General features: G+C 55.7%; 9 protein-coding genes. All 9 read right to left on the bottom strand.

Annotated elements, in window-relative coordinates:
- Nucleotides 1–90 precede the first annotated feature (90 nt).
- The 9 genes from fusA to ELR57_RS23385 all read right to left on the bottom strand — a co-directional run bounded on the left by fusA (nt 91) and on the right by ELR57_RS23385 (nt 14,206).
- Nucleotides 91–2,166 carry an elongation factor G gene (gene fusA, locus ELR57_RS23425; RefSeq protein ID WP_126961553.1) on the bottom strand — a complete coding sequence of 692 codons (2,076 nt, stop codon included), beginning with the start codon at nt 2,164–2,166 and terminating at the stop codon, nt 91–93.
- Between the two features lie 36 nt (nt 2,167–2,202).
- Nucleotides 2,203–2,673, bottom strand: a complete 471-nt coding sequence (gene rpsG / locus ELR57_RS23420) for a 30S ribosomal protein S7 (protein WP_126961551.1) — start codon at nt 2,671–2,673, stop codon at nt 2,203–2,205.
- Nucleotides 2,674–2,736: 63 nt separating this feature from the next.
- Complete coding sequence (gene rpsL, locus ELR57_RS23415) at nt 2,737–3,156, bottom strand: 30S ribosomal protein S12 (RefSeq protein WP_126961549.1); 420 nt, start codon at nt 3,154–3,156, stop codon at nt 2,737–2,739.
- A 169-nt stretch (nt 3,157–3,325) separates the two neighbouring features.
- Nucleotides 3,326–3,577, bottom strand: coding sequence for a ribosomal L7Ae/L30e/S12e/Gadd45 family protein (locus tag ELR57_RS23410; protein WP_126961547.1), 252 nt, complete (start codon nt 3,575–3,577; stop codon nt 3,326–3,328).
- Nucleotides 3,578–3,747: 170 nt separating this feature from the next.
- Nucleotides 3,748–4,452, bottom strand: coding sequence for a hypothetical protein (locus ELR57_RS23405; protein WP_126961545.1), 705 nt, complete (start codon nt 4,450–4,452; stop codon nt 3,748–3,750).
- A complete protein-coding gene (locus tag ELR57_RS23400) occupies nt 4,449–5,333 on the bottom strand; it encodes an ATP-binding cassette domain-containing protein (protein ID WP_126961543.1) in 885 nt (294 codons plus the stop codon). The genes ELR57_RS23405 and ELR57_RS23400 overlap by 4 nt, the downstream gene beginning before the upstream one ends.
- Nucleotides 5,334–5,978: 645 nt before the next feature.
- Nucleotides 5,979–9,596 (bottom strand): DNA-directed RNA polymerase subunit beta', encoded by a 3,618-nt coding sequence (gene rpoC, locus ELR57_RS23395; protein WP_126961541.1) that lies wholly within the window; start codon nt 9,594–9,596, stop codon nt 5,979–5,981.
- A 117-nt stretch (nt 9,597–9,713) separates the two neighbouring features.
- Nucleotides 9,714–13,262 (bottom strand): DNA-directed RNA polymerase subunit beta, encoded by a 3,549-nt coding sequence (gene rpoB, locus ELR57_RS23390; protein WP_126961539.1) that lies wholly within the window; start codon nt 13,260–13,262, stop codon nt 9,714–9,716.
- A 338-nt stretch (nt 13,263–13,600) separates the two neighbouring features.
- On the bottom strand, nt 13,601–14,206 hold the full coding sequence (locus ELR57_RS23385; RefSeq protein ID WP_126961537.1) for a class I SAM-dependent methyltransferase: 606 nt from the start codon (nt 14,204–14,206) through the stop codon (nt 13,601–13,603).
- Between the last annotated feature and the right edge of the window lie 40 nt (nt 14,207–14,246).

The following is a 14,246-nucleotide window of genomic DNA, read 5'->3' as shown; positions in this document are numbered from 1 at the left end:
AAAGTTCTCCTCCTTATAAGTAAAGGAAATTTATAGGGTGGCGGGAAGGGATATGCCGAAGCATTCCCTAGCCCGTCCGATTACATAAAATTAAGCGCCTTTGTTCTTAGCGATGATCGCTTCGGAAATGGATCTCGGCACTTCTTCGTAGTGCGACAGTTCCATGGAGAACACGCCGCGGCCTTGCGTACCGGAACGAAGAACCGTGGAGTAGCCGAACATTTCAGCCAACGGCACTTTCGCTCTGACGATCAGCGCACCGTGACGGGTATCGCTGCCTTCAATGCGTCCGCGACGGGAGCTGAGCATGCCCATGACATCGCCCATGTACTCTTCAGGAACGGTAACTTCAACCTTCATGATCGGCTCAAGCAGGACAGGAGCGCATTTGTCCTTAGCTGCTTTAAGCGCCATCGAACCGGCGATCTTAAACGCCATTTCGTTGGAGTCGACGTCATGGTACGAACCGTCGAAGATCGTGGCTTTGATGTCAACCAGCGGGAAGCCCGCCAGGACGCCATTCTTCATCGACTCTTCGATACCGGCTTGTACCGGAGCGATATATTCGCGCGGTACGGCGCCGCCGACAACCTTGTTCTCGAAGATGAAGCCTTGGCCCGGCTCAAGAGGCTCGAACTCGATCCAGCAATGGCCGTATTGACCGCGACCGCCGGACTGACGTACGAACTTGCCTTCAACCTTAGCCGCTTGCTTGAACGTTTCGCGGTAAGCAACTTGCGGGTTACCGACGTTCGTCTCGACCTTGAACTCGCGAAGCATGCGGTCGATCAGGATCTCAAGGTGAAGCTCACCCATACCGGCGATGATCGTTTGACCCGTTTCTTCGTCGGTATGCGCGCGGAAGGTCGGATCTTCTTCGGCCAGCTTCTGCAGGGCGATACCCATCTTGTCTTGGTCGGCCTTGGTCTTAGGCTCAACCGCAAGCTGGATAACAGGCTCTGGGAAGTTCATGGACTCGAGAATAACCGGATTCTTCTCGTCGCACAGCGTGTCGCCCGTCGTCGTGTCCTTAAGACCGACGGCAGCGGCGATGTCGCCGGAGTATACTTCGCTGATTTCTTGACGGCTGTTCGCATGCATCTGCAGGATACGGCCGATACGCTCGCGCTTGTTCTTCGTTGCATTCAGTACGTACGAACCGGAAGCCAGTACGCCGGAGTACACGCGGAAGAACGTCAGCTTACCGACGTAAGGGTCGGTCATGATCTTGAACGCGAGTGCCGAGAACGGTTGATCGTCCGCGGATTTGCGCGTCGTCTCCGTGCCGTCTTCGAGATGTCCCTTGATATCCGGAACGTCGATAGGAGCCGGCAGGAAGTCAACGACTGCGTCCAGCATAGGCTGTACGCCTTTGTTGCGGTAGGAAGATCCGCAGACAACCGGGAAGATCTTAACTTCCACGACGCCCTTGCGGAGAGCTTTCTTGATCTCAGCAACCGTCAGCTCTTCGCCTTCGAGGTACTTCATCATCAGCTCTTCGTCAAGCTCGGCAACCTTCTCTACCAATTCCATGCGAAGCTCTTCGACTTGGTCGGCCAGCTCGGCAGGAATCTCGGACTTCACCGGATCTTTGCCCAGATCGTCTTGGTAAACATAAGCGACCCGGTCAATCAGGTCGATCATGCCCTTGAAGTCGTTCTCGGCGCCGATCGGCAATTGGATAGCGACAGCATTGGCTTGCAGACGAGCGCGCATGTCTTGAACGACACGCAGGAAGTCTGCGCCGATGATGTCCATCTTGTTTACATAGGCGATACGCGGTACTCCGTAACGGTCAGCTTGACGCCATACCGTCTCGGATTGCGGTTCTACGCCTTCCTTGGCGCTGAATACGCCAACGGCTCCGTCCAATACGCGCAGGGAGCGTTCAACTTCAACCGTGAAGTCAACGTGCCCTGGGGTGTCGATAATATTGATGCGGTGACCCTTCCACTGAGCGGTCGTCGCAGCAGACGTAATCGTGATGCCGCGCTCTTGTTCTTGCTCCATCCAGTCCATCGTAGCGGCGCCTTCGTGCACTTCGCCGATCTTATGAACGCGTCCGGTGTAGAACAGAATCCGTTCCGTGGTCGTTGTCTTGCCCGCGTCAATATGCGCCATGATCCCGATATTACGCGTATTCTGTAAGGAGAACTCTCTTGACATACTTTGGTCTCCTTTCGCTTCCGTAACTCCTCTGGCTTACCAGCGGTAGTGGGCGAATGCTTTGTTGGCCTCAGCCATTTTGTGCGTGTCTTCGCGCTTCTTCACGGCTGCGCCAGTGTTATTGGCTGCGTCCATGATCTCAGCTGCAAGACGTTCTTCCATCGTCTTCTCGCCGCGGTTGCGGGAGTAGTTGACGAGCCAACGAAGTCCAAGGGACGTACGGCGCTCCGGCTTCACTTCAATCGGAACTTGGTAGTTTGCACCACCTACGCGACGAGCCTTAACTTCGAGTACCGGCATGATGTTCTTGATAGCCGCTTCGAAGACTTCCATTGGGTCCTTGCCGGAACGCTCTTGAATCAGGTTGAACGCATTGTACAACAGTTGTTGCGCAACGCCCTTCTTCCCGTCGATCATGATCCGGTTTACGAGACGAGTAACCAGCTTGCTATTGTATACCGGATCCGGGAGAACGTCCCGCTTCGGTACTGGTCCTTTACGTGGCATCGAGTAATTCCTCCTTTCTCATTCTTCATGAACGAGCTCTAGTTTAAACCTAGGCGCCCGATCTTATTTTTTGGCCTTTGCGCGCTTCGTTCCGTACTTGGAACGAGCTTGCTTGCGGTTGTTTACGCCTGCGGTATCCAGAGCGCCGCGAACGATGTGATAACGGACACCCGGAAGGTCCTTTACACGACCGCCACGAATCAGCACGACGCTGTGCTCTTGCAGGTTGTGACCGATACCCGGAATGTAAGCCGTAACTTCTACGCGGTTCGTCAGACGAACACGGGCATACTTACGAAGTGCGGAGTTTGGCTTCTTCGGAGTCATCGTACCTACACGAGTACATACACCGCGCTTCTGAGGAGCGCTCAGATCGGTTTCAACGCGCTTCAGAGCGTTGTAGCCCTTCTGCAGAGCAGGGGACTTCGACTTGACGACCTTAGCTTCGCGGCCTTTGCGTACGAGTTGGTTGATTGTTGGCATGGTATTGCCACCCCCTTCCCATAATGTTAGAGAACAAAGAATAACGGCATCCTGCCCTAGCGGAGCGAAGTCCACAGACCCAGGCGGTTCATTTTGAGAAATGCGAAAGGGTTCGACCGCTTCTCTCCTCGCCAAAGTGACAATTCCAGAACGGCTAAACCCGTAATTCCTATTCCTCTACGACAGCGGCGCAAGCCGTGCCGATCTCAATTCCGCATGTTTTGCCTAAATTGCGCATCGTATCTACAAACACAACCTTGACGGAGTGCTGTTTGCAAATCTGCACGATACGATTCAATAGGCGCGAATCTGCATCTTGCGCTACATAGACCAAGGAGGCTTTGTGTTGTTCGACCGTCTTGATCGTCTGCTTTGTGCCTACCTTGATGGTTCCCGGTTCCAAACGTTCCACGTCATCCATGGACATTCGACCTCCAGTAGCATAAGTTTCAGCACGTCGGGCACACACTAGAACATCTTATCATCCGATATAGCCCGTGTCAAGGATTCAACCGATACGGTTAAAGGATTATTTTTGTTAGCGCGCAGCGCTCCCAGCCGCTCGCCTGAAGCCCTGACCAAGGTCGATTCCTAGTACATTTTCGCCTTGGCAACTCGTATATAACCCCACAACAGGACGCCCGAATAAAGCGCCGGAAGCAGCAGAACAAAAACGATCCAAATCGAGGAGCTATCCTCATAATTGATAAATACATCCGTCACGCGGCTAACGGGCGGAAGCAGCCACAGAATTCCCTTCGCTCCGCTTGGAAGCTGTTCGGCAATCCCCATGGCGCCGGCCGAGATCGCCAAGGTGAGCAACAGCCCCAAGATGGCCGTCATCCGGCTCGCGACCATTTTCTCCGAGAACCACATCGCGCACGCGATTCCGAGAGATGCTAGCACGAGATGGGCGCCGGCGGCGACCAAAGCTTCCTCTAAGGTAGGCGTTCGGTCGAACTTATCGAATAAAATCGGATAAACCGTTGCCAGAAGGCTGAACGCAGCCGCGATCATCATCATGAACAAGTACTGCGCTCCGCAGTAGCGCGCCATGCTGCCGGCTCGGGAATACGTAACAAGCCGCTGGGCTTCATGCTCCAGATCGACGAAGCCATAGCCGATCCAGGCCGACACGAAGAATAATAACAAAGAAGTGAAGGCATAGCTGTCCATCACCGGATTCGGAACAACCGAATAAACCCATACGATGATTCCGACATACGCGCATACGGGCAAAAGATGACGATAGGAACGAAGATAATAAGCGGAGAAGTACCTTATTAGAGCGATCATAAGCCGTCTCCCTTCTCCTGCACGCTGACGATCGAAGCTCCCTGCTCCAGAAGACTCATCAGTAGCCGATCCGCTGACGGAGCCTCCACTTCATACCGGGCCCGTCGACCGCTTCGCTCGGCACGGACGATACCTTCCGCCCCAGGTTCCCTGTCCGCCCCCCGCCCATCCGGCAGCAAACACTCGATCACCTTCCGCGGCACTTTTTTCTGCGTATCCGCCTTTCGTTCCGAGGAGATCTCGCCGCCATTCAAAACGACGATCCGATCCGCCGTCTGGGAGACCCATTCTCCGTCATGGCTGGCAACGACGACCGCCTTCCCCCGGCTCTTCTGTTCCGTCAATTCATCGGCCAGCAGCTTCCTGGAGGCGTCGTCCAATCCGGAGAAAGGCTCGTCCAGCAGCAGGACATGGGGATCGCGCAGGAACGCCTGAATGAGATTGATCTTCTGCAGCATGCCCTTCGAGAAGTCCTTCATCAGCGTCTTCCCCGTATTCGCCATTCCGAAGCGCTCCAGGTAACTCTCGATGGAATCCGAGGAATTCGCATGGCTTGACGAAACGGTCCGGCTGTCTATCTCGACCATGTGCCTCAGATATTCTCTCGGAGTAAACCTAAGCTTCGGCAGCCTGTCTGGGGCATAGGCGATCACCATCCCCGGCTCCCCTCGAACCTTTCGATCCCCCCGGCTTGGCACCGTCAGGCCGGCAGCTATTCGGAGCAGCGTGCTTTTGCCAGAACCGTTCCTTCCCATGACAGCCAGAATCTCTCCGCTTCGAATGGTTATACTGACGCCTCGCAGCACGAATTCCTTCGAGTAACGCTTGTGAATGCGATCCAACTCTACGATACCGCCATCGGCGTGCCTCTCCGTCTCCATTCCGTTCCTCCTCCGCTCTACCGTATTAATTACCTGCAATCTGGGAAAAGGTTTCGTTTCGAAAACGCAAATGCTGCGGATCGTTCGCGTTAGTCACCTGTGGGCAACCGTCCGTCTCTGTTCTCTTCCATCCCGATGAGGTCGGAGCAGAGCGGCTGTCCACATGTGGATATCGGGAATTTCAGCCCCTATCCACAAGAATGAATGGACCCCAAGACGGAGTTGTTCAGCATAAGCCCGCCTATCAACAGACAAAGGGTGGATAACGCCGAATGATGTGAATAATCACGTGAATCATTCATGCGATTAAGAAGCCGCGATCGGGTTACGAACATGTGGATAGCGATGAGGTTAAAGATTAAGGCCTTAAACCATTCATTCGGAGATAGGCACATGTGGACAGAGTGAATCCGGAAGGTGGGATGGCGGAGGACACCGGGGATATCGCGGGAATAACGTTTTGAAAAAGAGGTAGACGGGCCAAGCGGGTGTATGGCGGGATAAGGTGAGAAGCCACGACTTATATGGAACGCGGATTGGCGTGGATTGGCGCGGGGTGACGGAAGAGGACCTTAGGCGTGAAGGATCATCCGGTTGAAGGAAATAAAAAAGCGACCCCCGAAGGGGCCGCCAGAGGGATTACTATTATTCGACCGTAACCGCCTCAAGATCGGCTTGCTCGTCTTCTGGTTCATCCAGCGGCGAGACCACCTTGATGTTGCGGTAGCGGGACATTCCGGTACCGGCCGGAATGAGCTTCCCGATAATAACGTTCTCTTTGAGTCCGAGCAGGCGGTCGACCTTGCCCTTGATGGCAGCGTCGGTCAGTACGCGAGTCGTCTCTTGGAACGAGGCTGCCGAGAGGAAGGAATCCGTCTCGAGCGATGCCTTGGTGATACCGAGAAGGACCGGCCGAGCAACGGCAGGCTCTTGATCCGCCATGATCGCTTCGCGGTTCGCCGCTTCGTATTCATGCACATCGACGAAGGAGCCAGGCAGCAGCTTCGTGTCGCCCGGATCGACGATCCGGATCTTGCGAAGCATTTGCTTGATCATGACTTCGACGTGCTTGTCGTTGATTTCTACGCCTTGGTTCCGATATACGCGTTGTACTTCTTGCAGAATGTAGTTCTGCACGCCGCGTACGCCCTTGATGCGAAGGATTTCCTTCGGGTCGATGGAACCGTCGGTCAGTTCGTCGCCGGCTTCGATGTGCAGGCCTTCGTAGACGCGGATGCGCGAGCCGTAAGTGACTGCGTATACCTTCGTCTCCGCATCGCCTTGCACTTCGATCTCGCGGCGATCCTTCGTCTCGCGGATCTCCTTGATGACGCCGTCGATCTCGGAGATAACCGCTTGGCCCTTCGGATTCCGGGCTTCGAAGAGCTCCTGGATACGCGGAAGACCTTGGGTGATATCGTCTCCGGCAACGCCGCCGGTGTGGAACGTACGCATCGTCAGCTGGGTACCCGGTTCGCCGATGGATTGAGCCGCGATAATACCGACCGCTTCCCCGATCTCGACCTTCTTGCCCGTTGCCAGGTTGCGTCCATAGCACATCTTACATACGCCGTGACGAGCGCGGCAGCTCAGAACCGAACGGATCTGCAGCTTCTTAACGCCGGCGCCGACGATTTGTTCCGCCTTGTTGGCGTCGATCAGGTCGTTGCGTCCGACGATGATCTCGCCCGTCTCCGGATGGCGAACCGTCTCGAATGCGTAGCGACCTTCGATGCGGTCGTACAGATCCTCGATGATTTCCTTGCCGTCCTCGATGCGGGAAACCATGATGCCCTTGTCGGTGCCGCAATCTTCTTCGCGAACGATCACGTCTTGCGCTACGTCGACCAGACGGCGGGTCAGGTAACCCGAGTCGGCGGTACGAAGAGCGGTATCGGCCAGACCTTTACGCGCTCCGTGCGTGGAGATGAAGTACTCCAAGACGGTAAGGCCTTCGCGGAAGTTCGATTTGATCGGCAATTCGAAGATTCGGCCGGATGGCGTCGCCATCAGACCGCGCATACCGCCCAGCTGGGTGATCTGCGACTTGTTACCCCGCGCTTTGGAGTCGACCATCAGCATGATGCTGTTGTAACGGTCCATCGACTTCATCAGAACTTCGGTAATTTCGTCCTTCGTCTTCGACCAGATTTCGATAATCCGGTCATACCGCTCTTCGTCCGTGATCAGACCGCGACGGTATTGAGTCGTAATCAGCTTAACGGCGTCATCCGACTTGTGAAGAATGTCGATCTTCTCTTGCGGCACGATAACGTCGGCAACCGCAACGCTGATGCCCGCACGCGTCGAGTACGTGAAACCGAGCTTCTTGATGTTGTCGAGAATGACCGAAGTTTGCATCGTGTGATACAGGTTGAAGCATTCACCGATTAGGTGGCCGAGATATTCTTTGCCTACGGCGCCAGGAGTCGGAATCGATGCCATGATCTCATCCAGGTTAGCGCCCTTATCGTAGATAAAGTACTTCTCTGGCGTACCCTTAAGCAAGTTGTCCTTCGTCGCCTCATTGATGTACGGGAACGTATCCGGGAAGATCTCGTTGAAGATGATCTTGCCGATCGTCGTGACGAGCAAAGCGTCTTGCTGCTTGTCGGTAAAGGACTTCTTGTTCAGCGCCTTAACCGGAATAACGACGCGAGCGTGAAGGTGAGCGGCTCCGCGTTGGTACGCGGACACGGCTTCGTTCACTTCGGACAGGCGCAGGCCGGAGCCATGCGCTTCCTTGTTGTCCATCGTCAGGTAGTAGCAGCCGAGTACCATATCCTGAGACGGAGTAACGACCGGCTTGCCGTCCTTCGGGTTCAGGATGTTGCCCGAAGCGAGCATGAGAAGGCGAGCTTCCGCTTGCGCTTCCGAGGACAACGGTACGTGAACAGCCATCTGGTCACCGTCGAAGTCGGCGTTGTAGGCCGTACATACGAGCGGATGAAGCTTGATCGCGCGGCCTTCGACCAGGATAGGCTCGAACGCTTGAATACCGAGACGGTGAAGCGTCGGCGCGCGGTTCAGCAGAACCGGATGCTCCTTGATGACGTCTTCGAGAACATCCCATACTTCCGCGCTGACGCGTTCTACTTTGCGCTTCGCGCTCTTGATATTGTGGGCAAGGCCCTTCTGAACGAGTTCCTTCATGACGAACGGCTTGAAGAGCTCAAGCGCCATTTCTTTAGGAAGCCCGCATTGGTACATCTTCAGGTCCGGACCGACTACGATAACCGAACGGCCGGAGTAGTCGACGCGCTTGCCGAGCAGGTTCTGACGGAAGCGGCCTTGCTTACCCTTCAGCATGTGGCTGAGGGACTTCAGCGGACGGTTGCCCGGGCCCGTTACCGGACGGCCACGGCGGCCGTTGTCGATCAGGGCGTCTACCGCTTCTTGCAGCATGCGCTTCTCGTTCTGCACGATAATGTCCGGAGCGCCGAGATCGAGCAGGCGCTTCAGACGGTTATTCCGGTTGATGACGCGGCGGTACAGGTCGTTCAAGTCGCTTGTCGCGAAGCGGCCGCCGTCGAGCTGTACCATCGGACGCAATTCCGGAGGAATAACCGGAAGCACGTCGAGGATCATCCAGTCCGGCAGGTTGCCGGAGTTGCGGAACGACTCGATGACCTCTAGACGCTTGATCGCGCGGTTCCGGCGTTGGCCTTGCGCCGTGCGAAGCTCTTCCTTGAGCATATCCAGCTCGCGGTCGAGGTCGATGTCCTGAAGCAGCTTCTTGACCGCTTCCGCGCCCATGCCGGCTTGGAACGCATAACCGTACTTCTCGCGATAGCTGCGGTATTCCTTCTCGGAGAGAAGCTGTTTCTTCTCCAGAGGAGTATCGCCCGGATCCGTTACGACGTAGGATGCGAAGTAGATGATCTCTTCGAGCGAACGAGGAGACATATCCAGCGCAAGACCCATACGGCTCGGAATACCCTTGAAGTACCAGATGTGAGAGACCGGAGCGGCCAATTCAATATGGCCCATCCGTTCGCGGCGAACCTTCGCGCGGGTTACTTCCACTCCGCATCGATCGCACACGACGCCCTTATAGCGCACGCGCTTGTACTTGCCGCAATGACACTCCCAGTCCTTGGTCGGTCCGAAGATCTTCTCGCAGAACAAGCCTTCCTTCTCCGGCTTGAGCGTACGATAGTTGATCGTTTCAGGCTTCTTGACTTCGCCTCTTGACCACGAACGAATTTTGTCCGGGGAAGCTAAACCAATCTTCATAAACTCAAAATTGTTGACGTCTAACAAGGAGCAAACCCTCCTTCATCGTTGCTGCGGATTTCGAAAGCGGGAACGACAATCGATTGGAACGATATTTCGTATGAAGGCGATCGGCGGCGCGCTGCGCCGCCCGCCTTCCTGATCTTAGGACTCTACGCCGAGCTCAGAGCCTTCCAGGTTCAGGTTAAGCTTATCGCCGGTTGCATCATCTTCATCGTCGGACTCTTTCATCTCGATCTCCCGCTCGTCGCCGGCAAGAATCTTGACGTCCATACCGAGACTCTGGAGCTCTTTGATCAAGACCTTGAACGATTCCGGAACGCCTGGCTCCGGCACGTTCTCACCCTTGACGATCGATTCGTACGTCTTGACGCGGCCGACGACATCGTCGGACTTCACGGTCAAGATTTCCTGCAGGGTATAAGCGGCGCCGTAAGCTTCCAGCGCCCACACTTCCATCTCCCCGAAGCGCTGGCCGCCGAACTGAGCTTTACCGCCCAGAGGCTGCTGCGTAACGAGAGAGTATGGACCCGTCGAACGGGCGTGGATCTTGTCGTCGACCATGTGCGCGAGCTTGATCATGTACATGACGCCGACCGTGATCTCGCGCTCGAACATTTCGCCCGTGCGTCCGTCATACAGCTTCGTCTTGCCGTTGCGCTGCATGCCGGCTTCTTCCATCGTGTCGAACACGTCGTTCTCGCGCGCTCCGTCGAATACCGGAGTGGCGGCGCGGATGCCGAGGTAACGGCATGCCATGCCAAGGTGAACTTCCAGTACCTGACCGATGTTCATCCGCGACGGTACGCCCAGCGGGTTCAGAACGACCTGTACCGGCGTGCCGTCCGGCAGGAACGGCATATCTTCTTCCGGAAGGATACGGGCAACGACACCCTTGTTACCGTGGCGTCCTGCCATCTTATCGCCTTCGGAGATCTTACGCTTCTGAGCGATATAAACGCGAACGAGCTGGTTCACGCCAGGAGGCAGCTCGTCGCCGTTCTCGCGGGTGAATACCTTGACGTCGACGACGATACCGTCCGTACCGTGAGGCACGCGCAGCGAAGTGTCGCGAACCTCGCGAGCCTTCTCGCCGAAGATAGCGTGCAGCAGGCGCTCTTCCGCCGTCAGTTCGGTAACGCCCTTAGGAGTTACCTTGCCTACGAGGATATCGCCGGCGCCGATCTCGGCCCCTACGCGGATAATGCCGCGCTCGTCAAGGTTGCGCAGCGCGTCTTCCCCGACGTTCGGGATATCGCGCGTGATTTCTTCCGGCCCGAGCTTCGTATCGCGCGCTTCGGACTCGTATTCTTCGATGTGGATCGAAGTATAGACGTCTTCGCGGACGAGCTTCTCGGAGAGAAGGATCGCATCCTCGTAGTTGTAGCCTTCCCAAGTCATGAACGCAACGACGACGTTGCGGCCGAGCGCCAATTCGCCCGTATCCGTCGATGGTCCGTCGGCGAGAATATCGCCTTTCTTGACGATATCGCCCTTGCGGCTCAGCGGTCGCTGATTGATGCATGTGCCTTGGTTAGAGCGCATAAACTTCTGCAGTTTATATTTAACGATGTCGCCTTTGACTTCCTTGCCTTCGATGACTTCCGTGCGGCGAAGCCAAATCTCGTTAGCGGTTACCCGTTCAATAATTCCGTCGTATTTGGAAACGATACATACTCCGGAATCCTTCGCGGCTTTGTGTTCCATGCCCGTGCCGACGAACGGCGCGTCCGGAACGAGCAGCGGCACCGCCTGGCGCTGCATGTTCGATCCCATCAGCGCGCGGTTGGAGTCATCGTTCTCGAGGAACGGGATCATCGCGGTAGCGACGGACACAACCTGCTTCGGAGAAACGTCCATGAAGTCAACGCGGTCCGACGGCATCGTAACGATATTGTCGGCTTGCTTGTTGTAGCGAACGATAACCATGTCTTCCGCGAACGAGTTGTCTTCGTTAAGGGCAACGTTCGCCTGAGCGATGATATAGTTATCTTCTTCGTCCGCCGTCATATAAACGACTTCTTTGGTAACCTTGCCTGTCGAGTGATCGATCTTGCGGTAAGGCGCTTCGATGAAGCCGTACTCGTTGATCCGCGCGAACGTGGACAGCGAGTTGATCAGGCCGATGTTCGGACCTTCCGGCGTCTCGATCGGGCACATCCGTCCATAGTGGGACGGGTGTACGTCGCGCACTTCCATGCCCGCGCGTTCGCGCGTCAGACCGCCCGGACCGAGCGCGGACAGACGGCGCTTATGCGTCAATTCCGCCAGCGGGTTCGTCTGATCCATGAACTGCGAGAGCTGCGAGGAGCCGAAGAATTCTTTGATTGCCGCGATAACAGGGCGAATATTGATAAGCGCCTGCGGAGTGATCGCGTTCTGATCTTGAATCGACATCCGTTCGCGTACGACGCGCTCCATACGGGAGAGGCCGATGCGGAACTGATTCTGCAGCAGCTCGCCGACGGAACGAAGACGGCGGTTGCCCAAGTGGTCGATGTCGTCCGTGTTGCCGATCTCATGAAGCAGATTCATAAAGTAATTGATCGCCGAGATGATGTCGGCCGGAGTAATATGCTTAACGGACTTGTCGATCAGGCCGTTCGAGATGATCTTCACGACCTTGCCGTCTTCTACCGAAGAGTAAACGTTGATGCTTTGGAGCGGAATATCTTCCGCTTCGTTGACGCCGCCCGTTACGCGATACGTCTTGAAGCCGACGTTGCTCTCCAGGGCCGGAAGGATTTGATCCAGCAAGCGGCGATCGATCAATTGGCCGGCTTCGGCGATGATCTCGCCCGTAGAAGGATCGACCAGCGTCTCGGCGAGACGTTGATTGAACAAGCGGTTCTTAATATGAAGTTTCTTGTTGATTTTATAGCGGCCGACATTCGCAAGATCGTAACGCTTCGGATCGAAGAAGCGGGCGATCAAGAGGCTGCGGGCATTCTCAAGAGTCGGAGGCTCGCCCGGGCGAAGACGCTCGTAAATCTCGATCAGAGCCTTCTCCGTGGAATCCGTGTTGTCCTTCTCCAGCGTGTTGCGGATGAACTCGTCATGGCCCAGAAGGTCCAGGATCTCGGCATCGGTGCCGAAGCCAAGGGAACGCAGCAGAACCGTTACCGGAATCTTGCGGGTACGGTCGATGCGCACATAAACGATATCCTTGGCGTCCGTCTCGAGCTCGAGCCAAGCGCCGCGGTTAGGGATAACGGTAGCGGTAAACGTCTTCTTCCCGTTCTTGTCAACCTTCGTGCTGTAATAAACGCTCGGAGAGCGAACCAGCTGGCTGACAATAACCCGTTCCGCGCCGTTGATAATAAAGGTGCCGGTCTCGGTCATAAGCGGGAAATCGCCCATGAACACTTCCTGCTCCTTTACTTCGCCCGTCTCTTTATTGAGAAGGCGAACCTTTACGCGAAGCGGAGCTGCGAACGTAACGTCCCGTTCCTTCGATTCGTCGACGGAATACTTCGGTTCACCCAGGCTGTAGTCGATGAACTCGAGTACGAGATTGCCCGTGAAGTCGGTGATTGGCGAAATGTCCTGGAAAATCTCGCGCAGACCCTCGTCCAGAAACTTCTGGTACGATTGCTGCTGGATTTCGATCAGGTTGGGAATTTCCAATACTTCGTTGATACGGGCGTAGCTGCGCCGCGTTCGGCGGCCATACTGAACAAGATGTCCTGCCAAGTTAACCTCACCCCTTCAGTCTACTTCAACACAAGCGAGAACGAGATCCTCTCTCCAGCAGTAGCAGAGGCAGCCGTTCCGCGGGCGTACGCGCAAAAGCAAGCTAAATCGAGGGACAAACGACCGGATTGCTTAAATAAAGAAAAGCCCTTATGCGCCGGTAGGCGGCACAATGGCAATCATTATCCAGTCATTTGCCCAAAACAAACCCATTATACGCCTTGCGGCAAAAAACTATTCCTGAAATCGCAAAAGGGCTTGACATTTTAGCGAGCTAAAGACAATAAGCCCATCTTAATACTGACATTTTTCAATAGTATCACATCGTCGAAGTAAAGTCAAACCAATTTTGCGCGATATATCCGATACCCTTTATCCTTGCCAACCTCCTCGACTGCGTCCTCTCCGAACACTTCCTGGAGCTTCGCTTTGGCCGACGGCGCCCCCTGCTTGTTCTGAATGACGATCCACAGGGATCCGCCCGGGTTCAGGTGGTCCTTCGCTTCCGTCAGGATCCGATGCACGACAATCTTGCCTGCGCGTATCGGGGGATTGGACAGAATCACATCGAATCGCCGCCCTTCGACCGCGGCATAAATATCGCTTTGCATCGCGCTGATGTTGGCGATTCCGTTCCGCTCCGCATTCTCTCGCGCGAGCGCAACGGCTCTCTCGTTGATGTCCACCATGACGACATGTCCTCGCGGCGCAAGGCGGGCCGCGGTAAGGCCAATCGGACCGTAGCCGCAGCCCAGATCCAAGACGCTCGCATCGATCGGAATCTCCATCCGATCAATGAGAACCCGGCTTCCGAAGTCCACCCCGTCCCGCGAGAACACGCCGGTATCGGAGGTGAGCTGAAGCTTAAAGCCTCTGAGCTCGGCGGCGAACGCCTTCCGGTCGCTTGCCGTCTTCGGCTTCTCGGTATAATAATGCTCGCTCATCCTATCCGCCTCCTGCCTCCTCTCATGAACAAACCCCTCG

This window comes from Cohnella sp. AR92 (assembly GCF_003990975.1).
In the GTDB taxonomy this organism is placed as follows: Bacteria; Bacillota; Bacilli; order Paenibacillales; family Paenibacillaceae; genus Cohnella.
This window is presented reverse-complemented; position numbering and strand designations above follow the sequence as displayed.

Excerpts from the sequence above, each read along its gene's own strand:
- fusA (WP_126961553.1), bottom strand. The coding sequence starts at position 2,166 with ATGTCAAGAGAGTTCTCCTTACAGAATACGCGTAATATCGGGATCATG.
- ELR57_RS23410 (WP_126961547.1), bottom strand. The coding sequence starts at position 3,577 with ATGGATGACGTGGAACGTTTGGAACCGGGAACCATCAAGGTAGGCACA.
- rpsL (WP_126961549.1), bottom strand. The coding sequence starts at position 3,156 with ATGCCAACAATCAACCAACTCGTACGCAAAGGCCGCGAAGCTAAGGTC.
- ELR57_RS23400 (WP_126961543.1), bottom strand. The coding sequence starts at position 5,333 with ATGGAGACGGAGAGGCACGCCGATGGCGGTATCGTAGAGTTGGATCGC.
- rpsG (WP_126961551.1), bottom strand. The coding sequence starts at position 2,673 with ATGCCACGTAAAGGACCAGTACCGAAGCGGGACGTTCTCCCGGATCCG.
- ELR57_RS23385 (WP_126961537.1), bottom strand. The coding sequence starts at position 14,206 with ATGAGCGAGCATTATTATACCGAGAAGCCGAAGACGGCAAGCGACCGG.
- ELR57_RS23405 (WP_126961545.1), bottom strand. The coding sequence starts at position 4,452 with ATGATCGCTCTAATAAGGTACTTCTCCGCTTATTATCTTCGTTCCTAT.